At 41.9% G+C, this 13,495-nt stretch carries 12 protein-coding genes; 1 reads left to right on the forward strand and 11 read right to left on the reverse strand.

Annotation, left to right across the window (positions count from 1 at the left end; genetic code table 11):
- Positions 1–242: 242 nt before the first annotated feature.
- The 11 genes from P20311_RS01395 to P20311_RS01445 all read right to left on the reverse strand — a co-directional run bounded on the left by P20311_RS01395 (position 243) and on the right by P20311_RS01445 (position 11,990).
- Complete coding sequence (locus P20311_RS01395) at positions 243–491, reverse strand: DUF4282 domain-containing protein (RefSeq protein WP_008108849.1); 249 nt, start codon at positions 489–491, stop codon at positions 243–245.
- Between the two features lie 45 nt (positions 492–536).
- Positions 537–1,106, reverse strand: a complete 570-nt coding sequence (locus P20311_RS01400; RefSeq protein ID WP_008108850.1) for a hypothetical protein — start codon at positions 1,104–1,106, stop codon at positions 537–539.
- Between the two features lie 2 nt (positions 1,107–1,108).
- A complete protein-coding gene (locus tag P20311_RS01405; RefSeq protein WP_008468687.1) occupies positions 1,109–2,278 on the reverse strand; it encodes a murein transglycosylase domain-containing protein in 1,170 nt (389 codons plus the stop codon).
- Between the two features lie 71 nt (positions 2,279–2,349).
- Entirely contained in the window at positions 2,350–3,063 is a 714-nt protein-coding gene (locus tag P20311_RS01410; protein WP_008108855.1) for a hypothetical protein, read from the reverse strand.
- On the reverse strand, positions 3,063–4,355 hold the full coding sequence (locus P20311_RS01415) for a hypothetical protein (protein ID WP_008108857.1): 1,293 nt from the start codon (positions 4,353–4,355) through the stop codon (positions 3,063–3,065). The genes P20311_RS01410 and P20311_RS01415 overlap by 1 nt, the downstream gene beginning before the upstream one ends.
- Before the next feature lie 9 nt (positions 4,356–4,364).
- Positions 4,365–5,732 (reverse strand): hypothetical protein, encoded by a 1,368-nt coding sequence (locus P20311_RS01420; protein ID WP_008108860.1) that lies wholly within the window; start codon positions 5,730–5,732, stop codon positions 4,365–4,367.
- Positions 5,729–6,853 (reverse strand): hypothetical protein, encoded by a 1,125-nt coding sequence (locus P20311_RS01425; RefSeq protein ID WP_008108861.1) that lies wholly within the window; start codon positions 6,851–6,853, stop codon positions 5,729–5,731. Before P20311_RS01425 ends, P20311_RS01420 begins: the two co-directional genes overlap by 4 nt.
- A gap of 8 nt (positions 6,854–6,861) precedes the next feature.
- A complete protein-coding gene (locus P20311_RS01430; protein ID WP_008108863.1) occupies positions 6,862–7,764 on the reverse strand; it encodes an LPP20 family lipoprotein in 903 nt (300 codons plus the stop codon).
- Positions 7,764–8,465: a hypothetical protein gene (locus P20311_RS01435; protein WP_008108865.1), complete on the reverse strand. Its 702-nt coding sequence runs from the start codon at positions 8,463–8,465 to the stop codon at positions 7,764–7,766. Before P20311_RS01435 ends, P20311_RS01430 begins: the two co-directional genes overlap by 1 nt.
- Positions 8,466–8,734: 269 nt before the next feature.
- Entirely contained in the window at positions 8,735–9,352 is a 618-nt protein-coding gene (locus P20311_RS01440; RefSeq protein WP_008108867.1) for a LysE family translocator, read from the reverse strand.
- A gap of 196 nt (positions 9,353–9,548) precedes the next feature.
- The gene (locus P20311_RS01445) at positions 9,549–11,990 is read right to left on the reverse strand and encodes a prolyl oligopeptidase family serine peptidase (RefSeq protein ID WP_008108869.1); all 2,442 of its coding nucleotides are present in this window, start codon (positions 11,988–11,990) and stop codon (positions 9,549–9,551) included.
- Between the two features lie 274 nt (positions 11,991–12,264).
- Here P20311_RS01445 and P20311_RS01450 point away from each other — a divergent pair, with 274 nt between their 5' ends.
- The gene (locus tag P20311_RS01450; protein ID WP_008108871.1) at positions 12,265–13,488 is read left to right on the forward strand and encodes a glycosyltransferase family 4 protein; all 1,224 of its coding nucleotides are present in this window, start codon (positions 12,265–12,267) and stop codon (positions 13,486–13,488) included.
- Positions 13,489–13,495: the final 7 nt, after the last annotated feature.

Raw genomic sequence — 13,495 nt, forward strand, 5'->3', positions numbered from 1 at the left:
CCGTGAGTAGCAGTGCGTTAATAGTTAAATTTAACTGTAATTTTAACCAACTACCTGTATGCCGCTAGAATAAGCGACTCTAGCGTAAAAGCCAAACGCATTTTCTATTTTATAAACAATTATTAGCTAAGGCTGCGCACTATTTTTACTTTAAGCGCGCGGTAATATTACAACTACGGTAAGAGTTAACCAGCGTGCAAACTTGTATAGCAAAGCAGGTTGAGTTGCACGCTGAACACTATTTACTCCGCTTTATTCACTATTTTTTGCAGGTTTTCGTGAATTTTAAACAGTACGATAAGTAGCTCACACCAAATTCTAGCGCCAATAGCACCACCAATAACAATACCTAATCCAGCCCAAAAACCACCACCATAATTAGCAAACATCGTAGTAATACCTGAAACTAGTGCACCCAATAACATTAACCAATACACAAAGGTAATAATTTTAGGTGTCAGCATCGAGTCAAAGAAAAATATATCTTTCATAATTAAACTTCCTTTATAGCTATTTTTGTTTTTAATTGATTTGTTTTACTTATTTAAATTTTCGAGCTCTTTTTCAAGCTCTTTCATCGCTTTTTGCGTTTTAAACTCTTCATAAAGCGCTTCACGCGAGTTCGGATCTAAACGCTTACCTGATTGATCAACAAGATTGCTGAAAGTCTCTTGCGTGTTGTTCATAACTACAAAGGTACATAATTGTTTTACGCCATCTAGCTTTGCAAAAGCAACTTCTTGCGGTACTGCACCCACCAAGCTCTGCTGAGCAACTTGCTTGCTGACTTGTTCAAATGTCCCGCCCGCGTTTAGCTCATCATTACTTTGTGCTTTGCGAAGGTATAGTTTATCCATTACGCTAGCTTTTATTTGTATTTGTTGTGATAAATCAGCGCGTGCTGCTGCAATTGCTTGCGCTCTATCTACAGCCATACTTCCAGACCATGGCACACATGATGATGAAGCTAAGCCTTTTTCTGAAACTGGTAGTAATACCCAGCTAGGTACCGAGTCATTTTTAGCAAGCGGCTGTGATTGTGTGTTTTCAGTGCTTGAACACGCACCTAGCGCCAAAGCGGCGAATACTGGTAATAACTTTTTCATCTTTAAATTCCCTTCAATTGCTGTTGATAATAAGCGGTGCGTTTAACCACTTTTTGTAGATAGTTACGGGTTTCTTGTGCTGGTAAATTATTCACCATGAAATCATAAATTTTATCTGGCGACATAGTGTTCGCTGCTATGCTGGCTTGGTTAAGTGAATTAGAACCACTAAGGGTTTTAGCTACGTTGCCTGGGCCGGTATTATAAGCTGCAATACTCATATAAAGCCGAGATTGCGCGTTACGTACATGTTTAAAGTAGCGATTAGTTAGCAAGTGTATATAGGTGCTACCGGCTTCTACATTGTTATCTGCCTGAAACAAATATTCAGGGCTAAGTAATAACGGTTTACCTTGTAAAAACTGACTAACATCTTTGCCTGCCGATGTTGGCACTATTTGCATTAAACCAAACGCTGGGATTGGCGAGCGTGCCAGCGGATTAAAGCTCGACTCGGTATGAATTATTGCTAACAGTAAGGCAGGCTCTAGGTTATAGCGAACAGCTTGCTGCTTCACTTCAGGTAAGTAACGCTTAGCTTGGCTAGATAAAGTGTTTGTAGGCAATGTGTAGCTAATAGTTACTCTTTCTTGTTGCTTTGTCACTTTAGGTGGTTTGCTGGCAAGTGTTTGTTTAACCATTGCTTTAGTCAGTACACTTTGTTGTGCTAGTTGACTAGTGACTTGCGGTGCTTTTTTGATAACTTTCGCTCTAGCTGCCTGCGGCTGTCCACTGGTGTGCGCCGTCACTTTATTTTTGTTCAAGCTATAATTGGCGGCAATATAAACAGGGTCTTTTGCTAAGGTTTCATCAACACTCACCTGCGACAGCTCCGTTAACTGCTGCTGTGCATAGGCAATGGCTTGTGTGTCGTCTTGATTATTAAGTAACTCGACCGTTACTTCACCACGTTCGAAGTCTACAGTGGTGCGATTATTTAAATCGTCGCTATATTGCACCCACACTTTTGCGCTAGGTAAATTTGGATCTTTCCACTTTTCAGTTACTTGCTTTAAATACGCCGCTTGAGCATCTCGCCAAGCACTCACAAATGCAGCAAACTCTTGCTGTTGCTGCTGCTCATACTGGCTAAATTCGCTATGCCGCTGCTTCAAAAACGCCGCAAAATCACGCTCATCACTGTTATCTGCTTGGCTAGTTAAACTTAACAACAGGCACGTTATTGCTGTTAACCTTAATAAGCATTTACTTTTTACCCACACAGTTTATATCCCTATAAAAATTAAAAATAACTGCTTAAATCATCGGCAGTTTGCTGCTCATACTCAGCCTTTGCTGCAAAGTTTAACCGCTTGCAGTTAATACTTTCACACTGCTGAGTTAGCGTGAGCACTTGTTTATAGCGTTGATTAACAAACCATATTTGTGCAACTGCTGCTTTAGCCGCATCAAGTTTTAATTCGTTAGGTTCTAAGTATTTATCAAGATAGCTTAAACGCTGTTCTTTGGGTGACTGTGCTGCAGCGAGTGCCACCGCATCAGACATTGTGGTAGGGTGATTCATCGCCACACTAAGCAAAGAACGCAAATTAGATTTATCTTTTTGATTACCAACTTGCCAAGCAGCTCTTATTGCTAGCCCAGCTTCGTTAATATCATCCGCTGCGGGGGTAACAATGCCGCTACAGGTGAGCCAGCCTTGTTGTTTTTGCTGCTTAAACTCACTAACTTGCGCTTCAATAAAGCTTACCGACTCAGGCAAGCTAATATTTAGCTTATTCGCAAGTGCCTGCTTTATTTTATGACGTTCAGGCAAGGTGAGAGCATTACGACACGCTTGTTCAAGTGCACTAGTGGCACTGGGCTTTAATGCCATTACACGGGCATATTGTCCAATCGCCTGGCTTTTAAAAAAAGCAGTTTGTTGTTCGATTGTTTGCTCAGAATCAAAGGTGGCCGAAGCCACCATCGAAAGCCCTATAATAGGTGCTAGCATTAAAGTTCCTCTTCACTCGCTACTTTGCCTGACGCACCTTGAGGATTAGCCGCTTTCTCGTTTAAACCACCCACTGCTTTTATTTTTTTGCCCGAACGGCTCATACCATTAACCGTATTGCCGTTATTACCCGCCATTTCTTTTGCCGCTTGGCGTGCCGTCGCTTCTAAGCTTGGCGCATAAACAGCCACACTGTATTGCCACATTCCATCATCACTTGCAAAGCTCTTAACACTCACACCCGGTGGTAATTTACCTTTAGTAATTGTGGCGTATTCATCAGAAGTTTTTAATTGATTTAAAAATGTATTGCGATCTTCTTCAAGCACTTGAACTTGCTGCGGATCATTCAGGTTAGGATCGTCGTACTCAAATTGTTGAGTGCCTTCCATTTGATTTTCATCAAAGCTACCTTGCCAATAAACCTCTTCACCTTGCATCGTGGCAAGTAAAGCTGAACGAGCGCGGGTTTGCGATTGAGACTTAGCCACACCTTTTAGTTTTCGTGCTATTTTATTGTTTTTATTACCACGAATAATCGCTGAACCATACCCTAATACAATAACTTCACCACTATCGGCATGGGTAAGCACCTTAGCACCAACCGGGGGTAATACCCCTGATTTAACATCACTAATTACTTGTTTAAAAATAGCATTGGGCTCACTAGTAACCGCGACGGCACCGCGATTACCTTGAATTTGAGAGCGTGTTTTAGGTGTAGAAATTAGGCTTACGCGTACTAATTTCTCATCATTATTGTCATACACATCATAGGTGACAAAGCCGGCTAACGAGCCTGATACTGACTCTTTACACGCTTCCATCATATTCGTTTGCTCATTAGCAACACCTTCAACACCCGTGTCTATTACATCCATGGAAGCCGTAACTACATTGCCACAACGCTGTTCCACGCCTTTCATGTTTTCTATTAGTTGTTTTTTAGCAATCAAATAAGCTTGATTATATGCACCACGCTTTGAAAGCAAGGTCGCATTCATATTGTCATAGGTGTTATAGCTGGCAGTACCAATAGATAAAATACCGGTGCCACTGCCTACTTGAATCATCTTAATGCCATCTTCGTCGTCATCAATCAGCGACTGATGCGCAACAGCAACAGCAACATTAGTATCTTTTGCTACTACAACATCGCCAGATACTGTTGCTTGTTCAGCACCCGCAACTTGCGCACCAGGGCGTGCAGGGATCATATCGGTTAAGCTAAATTCTTCAGCAGCTACAGGCATAGCTAAAGCCATTGCTAATGTTAATATTTTTAATTTCATCATACTTCCTTATTGGTACCTGAGTGTAAAATCATCTTCTACGATAATTTTTGATAGTGTATTTGCAGTAATGGTTGCCATTGCTTGTTCTACTGCATGAGCGAACTCACCAGTATCACCTTTGTACCTGAGACTTGCTACGGTATAATCACTACGTTTATGAATCGATACATCGCTCACACCGCCTAAGGTGCTAAGTACATCATATAATTTTTCTGGCTGCGTAAGCTTTTTACTCGGTAATAATACCTCTCTGACTAAACCGCCTCGTGCAACGACTTTTGTAAACGCCCCAGTTAATGCCCGATGCAATGCTGCCGATTGTGACTCACTGGCTAAATGCACAGCCATTAAATCAGTCTTAACATTTTCGTCGTTAGGTAATGCCATTAACGAAGGGTCGTTTTGCCACTTCCCATAAATATTGCCAGCTAAATCACGCACATCAACAATTAAACGAAGCTGTCGGTTATTGTCTCGCTTAACTAGCTCAGACCTAGCATACAGTTCTAAACTGGCTGCAGCGCCCACCTCAATACCTTGCTCATTTAGCCATGTTTTAAGTTCTGTTTTTAAAGGCTCAGGTGCAATCACATGCACGCGAGGCGAACCTATCATGCTCAATAATTGCGAAGCTTGTTGAATTAAAGGGGCTTTTTCAACCACCGCCATAATAGTAATTTCCACCCCGCCATTTTCTAACTGCTTACTTTGGAGCGTTTGCCACTCTTTAATCAACCCTTCGCTATGACTTGATAGTTGCTGGCCAATTAACTCTTGCATAGTAGTTGATTCATTATCATCACTAATACTTAAGCTGGTGCTTGATGACTGGGTATGCTGTTGTGTAAGCCAAACCCCAACCACCTGCGATACCGCACGCTGTAATGCATCTTGCTCAGCATTGCTGAGCGCAGTCTTACCTTGCTTTTGCCAGCCTTGTCCTATCACCGTAACGCTAATATTTTGCGTTGCTTGCTGCCAATTTTGCTCTACCGGCTCACCTAAGTTTGATGGATTTAGGCTCACCGTCATGCAGGTATCGTTGCCATTGAGTCTTGGCACGCTGTAATTTAATGGTACCGCCCCCGCATTTAAGCCCTCTAGCATTACACTACGTTGCTGCTCATAAAGGCTTGTCGCGTCATCGGTTAAATCTGTGGTTAACTGCTGCTGCGCACTTTGCATTGTGAGGCTTTTGTTCCCTTGTAAAAAGCGTATCAGCTCTGCACTGGCTTGTGCTTTAGCACCAGTAATAGCGGTACTCCCGCGCCCATAAGCACACGCCTGGGTTTGTAATGTACCATCTGCAAGCACTTCTACTTGTGCTTGTGCACTTAACGAACATAGTGCTAAAACACCAAGCTTTTTTATCATGTACGGCTCTCCAAAAAGTTAGCTGGCGTGCCTACCGATACAGCAAAAATTTTGGCGCCACTGGCGGGGCGATATATGCCATTCTCGGCTTTATTTTTTACGTTATCAGCCATGTTCGAATCTTTCCAGCGAATAATCTCACCATTAGCGCTATTACGTGACGGGTTAACATTTGCAACACCTAGAGGTTCCACAAAACCAGCTTCATAACTAAATATAATCATGGTTTCATTGGGTAATACGCCAGCATTTTGGCCACGGTCAAGGCTAATTTTGTTGCCTTTAATGCCTAACACTTGCGCTGTGGCAGGCATTTCACTGAGCATACGGGTTAATAAAATATCAATACCCCGCGAACCCATATCATTAAATACCGCGTTTACATGCGCGCTATCATCATAATGAAAACCCGTATAATAACGACCACTTAATCTGGTAAATTGAAGCTCAGAACGCTCACGTACGTCTTCTGACTTAACCCGTATTTTACCCAAATTTGGGTGTGAAAGCTTTTCGCGAGTTTGTGGGTTAATCACCCCGGTGGTGAGCTCTAAGGTATAATCTGCCCAATCGCTATAAGCTCCTTCTGTTTTAATGGTTCTCAGGGAATCTATTTTTACAATAAAATCCGGCATTAACGCTTTTACTTCGGCGCGTTTAGCTGCTGCTTTAGCACCTTGTTGCTGTAAAAATATTTGCTGCTCTTTTGAAATAGTGTCGTCATCACGGGTAATAATTCTAAAGCGATTAATGCCGGCAAATTGATTTTCAACCATCAATAGTAAGTTATTATTATCGAACTCTCGCATGGCATCTACGCCAATGCCACTTCCAGTTACTTGAGCTAGGTCAAAATACATACGTACGATAGGCTTTTTTAACGGGCAGCTATCGGTTTCGTTATTAACATCAAACGTACAGCGCTCTAGCCCTTGAGTATCAAAATAAGCAGGAATAGTAATATCGTGGTCTTTAAAGTCGTAGGCGCTTTTAGCCACTTGCGCGTTAGAGGCACGATTACTTACTTTGGCCACTTGTGTGCTACTACCCGGCTTTGTCTGACAACCCGCTAATAAAGCGACAGTGATTGCTGAAAGGGTAATTTTTTTTATGAGTTTCATTATTATTCCTAAATATCGAACAGCCATGTACTAGGTGGCGCTTTAAGTTGTTGAACTAAATTTTGAATCACTTTTTGTTTCGCAGCATTCGTTGTTGCCCCCGTTTCTTGGGCGTGTAAATCGTGTTGTAATAACACCTTGAATGGGCTACTACTGCGGGTAAGTGCTAAAGATAAAATCGCTTTTGCGCTGTGGCTATTTTTACTGTTAGCATAGTACCAGCGTAATTGCGGGCGCATCCACAATTGAGTATTACCACTGTGGGGTAGGGCATCGTTTAAAGCCGACTTGATTTCATGGGCGCTCAGTGCACCAACCACATCGCATGCAACGTCATTTAGCGCGCTTGACTGATCCGTTAATAAGGTATTTAAGCGAGTTCTAATTAAAGGTTGAGCCCCTGACAAGTACTCAAGTACCGCGAGCTTTTTTGTTGCATCACTGAGTAAACCACTATACTGCAATGCCCAAATAAAGCGTTGTTCACTATTTTTGTCGCTCGGTGACACGCGGAATAACACTGACAAATCAGCTTTTACCGTGTTAACAATGACTGATTTTTTCACACCGAGTTGTAGGGCAAACAAATTTGCCTGCTCAGCGCTATTAAGCTCCTCTGTGCCCGTAAGGGTAAACGGCAAGCTACTAAGGGACGTAGTTTGCTGAAAATAACCTGTTGATTGAGTATTTTGCTTGCTTGATAGCTGTACTTGCTCGGTACTTACATCAACACTCAGTTGCGTTACTATGTCAGCTAGAGCCGCTTGCTTTGCAGTTAAGCGACTTTCACCAATACCTACAGCTGTAATATATTCATCACTTTGTTGAGACTGAAGTACCCAAGCAGGCCAACTTTGTGCTGAAGTAATACAAGCAAATGCCAGTAACAAGACAAATAGGCTTGTTTTCATTAATTTTTCGCTTCTAGCGTAAGCTGCCGCTCGTTAATTGATGCTATGGTTGCTTGTTCAAGTTCAATAATTTCATTCGCTTCAAGTGCTAACGCAAGTTGATCTTTTGCTTTTAATAATGCGACACCAATATCCTTTGGGTTCTCAGCTTCATTTTCATCATCTGCGAACATACTCATTACACTACTGCCTGCACTTAGTGTTAAAGCCGCAGCAACTTCGTTTCGATACTCTGTTAGTAACAGTGCAGATTTAGCGGCTTCAATAGTTAGCTGTGTGGCAAGCTCAACGTTTTGTTGATAAATCGCTTCATTAGCTTCGTTGTAAGTAGCAAGTTTATGACCTATCTTTTCGTCTTCATTTTTAGCGCCCGCATCAAACTTTACAATGGCTGCCTCTAGCTCTTCAGGTGAAGCATCTTTATTGGCGTATAAGAATTTTCGTGCATCAAGATGATCAGTCGATGTGCGGTACTGCGACATAACTTTATATTGGCGCTCTAGCACCATGGCCGATGCATTTAAAAATTCGTTAATACCAGGCACAACATCTACCGGGTATTGATAGCCAAGAGTATCCATACGGGTAGTTAATTCAGCAACAACTGCGTTGCGGTCTAAGTCACCAGAATTATCTGCAGTAGACACACAGCCTGCGAAAAGAGGAGCAAAAATCAGCGCGGAAAGAATGGTTTTCTTCATGTGGAAATTTCCTATAAGTTTAAAAGGCAAGAAAGCATGTAGCTAAGCTATTGACTTAATTCATTCTTCCTTGAATTGCCCTTATATAGTTGCTGAATTTAAGATGAATTGCAACACGAAATTTCAAAATTTATACGCAGTTTTCGCAAAATAATAACAAATGTAACTACAGCTAGGCATTATTTTAGAAATGATGACTACAAAGTAATTTTAAATCTAAAGAGGTTCATTTTCTAATTACAGCAAATTTAGTATGGTTGATTTAATTATCAATCTATAGCTAACCAAACCCCCACTAGCACCATTAAACTTCCCGCAATACGATTCATCCACTGAATGTTATTGCCTTTGGTTAAAAATAACCGCAGGCTTTTACCACCTGTTGCGTAAATCATCATACAGATAAACTCTGAGAGTAAAATAATGGCCACCAGCACCGCTAATTGGGGCGCAACACTGTATTGTACGCTAATAAAAGGAGGTAATAAGGAAATCATAAACGCCCATCCTTTTGGATTGGCAATGGCGGTTACAAACCCCTGTGAAAATAATGAATATCGGCTCACGGCTGTTGTATTATGCGTATCAACCGACATTTTTCCTTTCGCACGCCACATATTAATGCCAATGTAGATTAAATAAGCACCACCTAGCCATTTTAAAATATCAAATGCACTGGGGTAATTAAGCATAACACTGGCTACACCTAGCACCGCGGCTACCGCAACACTGGCGACACCTAATAGCTCGCCAATCATCATCCATAAAGTTCGGCGCACGCCTATACTCATGCCTAAAGTCATGGCCAGTGTCATGCACATACCCGGAGTAATAGACACAAAAAAGAAGGTAGGAATAAATACCGCAAGTGCAGCTACATCAATCATTTAAAGCTCGCAATAGGTTAAAAAAGTAGTGTTAATTTTGAATAAAAGGGTAAAGGAAAAATAGCTATCGGTAAATTAGAAATAACAGCATCGAGAGTCGGGCTACGGGCAATGGGCAACGAGCTTAGCCCGAGTTAGCAGCGCAGTATTTCGCGCCGCCAAACCTCGAAGCCCTGAGCTCGAAACTCTTAGCAAATTAATTTACTGTTGTTTCAGTGTCTACTTCGTTATCACTTAACAAGTACTTATCAAGCCACTGCTCTTGCTCCCACAGTACATGTAATAAGCTTTTACGGGCACGGTAGCCGTGGGCTTCGTAAGGAAGCATCACTAAACGCGCTTCTTTACCCAAGCCTTTAAGTGCTGCGTACATACGCTCACTTTGCATTGGGAAAGTTCCAGAATTAGGGTCCTCTTGACCGTGGATCATTAACATAGGCTCGTCAATTTTTTCAGCATGGAAAAACGGCGACATGTTAGCGTACACACTTTGTGCTTGCCAAAAATCACGTTCTTCACCCTGAAAACCAAACGGCGTCAATGTGCGGTTATACGCACCACTGCGGGCAATACCTGCCTTAAATAAATCGCTATGCGCTAATAAGTTAGCCACCATGAATGCACCGTAAGAGTGCCCTGCAATGGCAATATTGTTTTTATCTGCAATGCCCTTTTCAACGAGTACATCAACCGCTGCTTTGGCGCTAGAAACCAGCTGTTTTCTAAAGTGATCATTTGGCTCACTGCCATCAACACCTACAATCGGCATTTTAGGATCGTCGAATACTGCAATTCCTTTAGCTAAATAAGGCATTGGACCCCAATAACCAATGTAGGTAAATTCGTATTCTGATTCGCGCACCTGTGAGGCAACCGCTTTATCTTTATATTCAAGTGGGTATGCCCACATCAATACAGGTAAAGGCCCTTGTGTTTTATCATACCCTGGCGGTAAATAAAGCGTACCCGATAGTTCAACACCGTCATCGCGGGTGTAACGTAATTGCTCTTTAGTCACCCCTTTAAATGCTGGATACGGATGCTCAAACTGAGTCAGTTGCGTTAACGTATCTCTATCTAAATCACGAATAAAAAAGTTGGGCTGCTGCGTTTTAGACTCGCGAATAGTAATAATGCGCTTACCTTCATCGTCTAATAAAGCACGCACCCGCTCATAGTAAGGTGCAGCCGATTGCCATAGTCGTTTAGTGCTGTTTGTTTTTACATCGTATTGATCTAAAAATGGAATATTCCCTTGCTCAGATGCACCATCACCACGAAGGTAAATGTAACGTCCGCCTACCACTTTTATAACACGCGAACCTAAATCATTACGCTCATATATGGTACTGCCAGGATCTTTGTAAGCATCATTGTAACTACGCTCTGAAAACAGCACACGGTTGCTATCGGCATTACGGGGTTGAATAACATAAGTACGTACTTGTCTGTCACTAAAGCGCCAATCACTTAGCATGGCAATGTTGTCATTACCCCACTCTATACCCGCAAAACGGCGCTCTACCTTTGCAAATAATTTAGGTTCGCGTTTAAACGGTGCACGTAAACTATAAAGGTAGTCATGGTGCTCAACCTCAGTTTTCATATCGCCGCCATCTTGCGCTTCGGCCCAAATAACCTCTGCGCCCTGATCGGCACGCCACTCAAAATTACGCCGTCCAGTGCGAACACTGTCATACCCTTGTGGAATGTTGTCGGCAAGGGGTTGCTTAGCAAGCTCTAATAATGCAAAACCACGCATCCCCCATATTTCCCATGTGGTTGCAAAGCGGCTGTAAGGTACTTGATACGAAAATGGCTCGTCTATTGTAGCAACCAATAAATTAGTAGAATCAGGAGAGATTGAAAACGATTTAAATAAACCGGCGTCGCCAATCTTCTGCGCTTTACCATCTAAGGTGATATAGGCTAGCTGCCCTTGTCCGTAAAACTTAAATTGCGCTTCATCAAACGGACTAGTTAATAAGTTTTGATAAGTGCGCGCTGGGGCTTTTTCACCGGTACTTTGTTGAATAACCGGTACTGTGCTTTGAGTATCATTGGTTAATCTTGGTTTGTCTAAGTTAACCGCTAAATTAGCCACAATCGCTGTGCTATCGGGTAACCACTCATAAGGGGTACTTGTTAAAGTAGAATTAAGTGGATACTCACTTAACTGCTTTGCTTGTTTACTTTTAACATTGTAAATCCAAAGTCGTGCATTTTCTGGCTGTTCCACAATAAACGCTAAGTACTCGCTAGTTGCAGACCAACGAGGGGAACGAATAATACCCTGCGGCAAGTTATTTACGTTAACCACCGTACCACTTTGTACATGCTTAAGCTCTAAAGCACTGTACTTTGCACTTACCCGTGAGCGAGAAAAGTTAGCAGGGTTTAACTTAATACCCGCTAATTTAAGTTCTTCTTTTGCAAGCTCATCTAACGAGACCACTCTTTTACGTTCAAACAAAGCCAACCACTGGCCATCGTTTGATAAAGAGCTAGTAGGGGCTAACTTAGCATCGACTAATGCAGCCAGTTCTGGGGAAGGAGTTTGATATCCTTGCTCTGCATAGCTTGCAGGTAGCAAAACAATACAGCCAACAAAGGCAATTAACAGCCTAAAAGCATTCATGTTTTATCCTTTTTATTTTTGAATATTACCGGATATATAAACACGTTTTGCACCATTCATAAAGTGTTAAGCTAAGTAATGACTTAAGTAGCCTGAATACGCTAAAATACACGCCTATTTACTCAACGCTAAAATTGGTTGTTTATGTCCATTAATTTGCAGCATTTTAGTTTTTCGAAATCATACTCTGCTTTTTAAATACCGTTACAGCTTTTAAAAATATACCACTGTGTTTGAGTCTGTTTTTCCATCAAATAATTAGAGAATCTAGCCAATGAAAAAAGTGCTGGTAATTGGCTATGTATGGCCAGAGCCCAATTCGTCTGCTGCAGGTACGCATATGATGTCGTTACTTAATGCATTTAAAGCGCAAAACTGGGATGTTGAATTTGCCACGCCTGCACAACCTACCGATCACATGGTTAACCTTACCGACTTTGGTATCACTAGCCAAAGTATTGCCCTAAACTGTGATAGCTTTGATGACTATATAAAAGCTTACAATCCCGATTTAGTGATGTTTGACCGTTTTATGATGGAAGAGCAGTTTGGCTGGCGCGTAGATAAGCATTGCCCTAATGCGCTTAAAATTTTAGATACCGAAGATCTACAATGCCTTCGCAATGCTCGCCATGAAGCGCATAAAGGTGAGCGTGAATTTAACCACAGCGATTTACTATCAGACATAGCTAAACGTGAAATAGCCGCTATTTTACGCTGCGATCTCAGCTTAATTATCTCAAGCTATGAGATGGAGCTACTCAATGAAGTGTTTAATGTTGAGCCTAGTGTGTTGCATCATTTACCATTTATGGTTGATTTAAGCGCCTTACCTGAGCAAACTAAATCGTATCAACAACGCCAACACTTTATGACCATTGGTAATTTCAGACATGCCCCAAACTGGGATGCGGTGCTTTATTTACAAAAAATTTGGCCGCTTATCCGTAAACAACTGCCACAGGCAGAACTGCATATTTATGGTTCATACCCGCCACCAAAAGCCACCGCACTTAATAATCCTAAAACCGGCTTTTTAATTAAAGGCTGGGCCGATGACGCATATGAAGTAATGCAAAGCGCACGTATTTGCTTAGCCCCTTTACGTTTTGGGGCGGGTATTAAAGGTAAACTATTAGAAGCCATGATCATGCAAACCCCAAGCATCACCACGCCTATTGGCAGCGAAGGTATGCACAACACATTACCGTGGCCAGGTGTGGTAACAGCAGATGCGCAAGCTTTTGCAGATGCCGCCGTCTCTTTATACAACAACGAGGCTAAATTTAGCGAAGCGCAAGCCGCTGGCAACCTTCTACTTAATACCCTGTATGACAAAGTGCAGTTAAGTGCTCAATTAATTGAAAAAATCGACTCAATAAGCAGTAATTTAGATGCTCACCGGATGAAAAATTTCACAGGCCAAATGCTCAAACACCATACCATGCGCAGCACACAATATATGTCGCAGTGGATAGCAGAAAAAAATAAAAAATAACATTAAA

It is taken from the genome of Pseudoalteromonas sp. BSi20311, assembly GCF_000239875.1.
Classification (GTDB): Bacteria; Pseudomonadota; Gammaproteobacteria; order Enterobacterales; family Alteromonadaceae; genus Pseudoalteromonas.

What these genes read in the sequence shown, in the direction of transcription:
- P20311_RS01395 (WP_008108849.1), bottom strand. Translation starts at nt 491, where the DNA reads ATGAAAGATATATTTTTCTTTGACTCGATGCTGACACCTAAAATTATT.
- P20311_RS01400 (WP_008108850.1), bottom strand. Translation starts at nt 1,106, where the DNA reads ATGAAAAAGTTATTACCAGTATTCGCCGCTTTGGCGCTAGGTGCGTGT.
- P20311_RS01410 (WP_008108855.1), bottom strand. Translation starts at nt 3,063, where the DNA reads ATGCTAGCACCTATTATAGGGCTTTCGATGGTGGCTTCGGCCACCTTT.
- P20311_RS01415 (WP_008108857.1), bottom strand. Translation starts at nt 4,355, where the DNA reads ATGAAATTAAAAATATTAACATTAGCAATGGCTTTAGCTATGCCTGTA.
- P20311_RS01420 (WP_008108860.1), bottom strand. Translation starts at nt 5,732, where the DNA reads ATGATAAAAAAGCTTGGTGTTTTAGCACTATGTTCGTTAAGTGCACAA.
- P20311_RS01425 (WP_008108861.1), bottom strand. Translation starts at nt 6,853, where the DNA reads ATGAAACTCATAAAAAAAATTACCCTTTCAGCAATCACTGTCGCTTTA.
- P20311_RS01430 (WP_008108863.1), bottom strand. Translation starts at nt 7,764, where the DNA reads ATGAAAACAAGCCTATTTGTCTTGTTACTGGCATTTGCTTGTATTACT.
- P20311_RS01435 (WP_008108865.1), bottom strand. Translation starts at nt 8,465, where the DNA reads ATGAAGAAAACCATTCTTTCCGCGCTGATTTTTGCTCCTCTTTTCGCA.
- P20311_RS01440 (WP_008108867.1), bottom strand. Translation starts at nt 9,352, where the DNA reads ATGATTGATGTAGCTGCACTTGCGGTATTTATTCCTACCTTCTTTTTT.
- P20311_RS01445 (WP_008108869.1), bottom strand. Translation starts at nt 11,990, where the DNA reads ATGAATGCTTTTAGGCTGTTAATTGCCTTTGTTGGCTGTATTGTTTTG.
- P20311_RS01450 (WP_008108871.1), top strand. Translation starts at nt 12,265, where the DNA reads ATGAAAAAAGTGCTGGTAATTGGCTATGTATGGCCAGAGCCCAATTCG.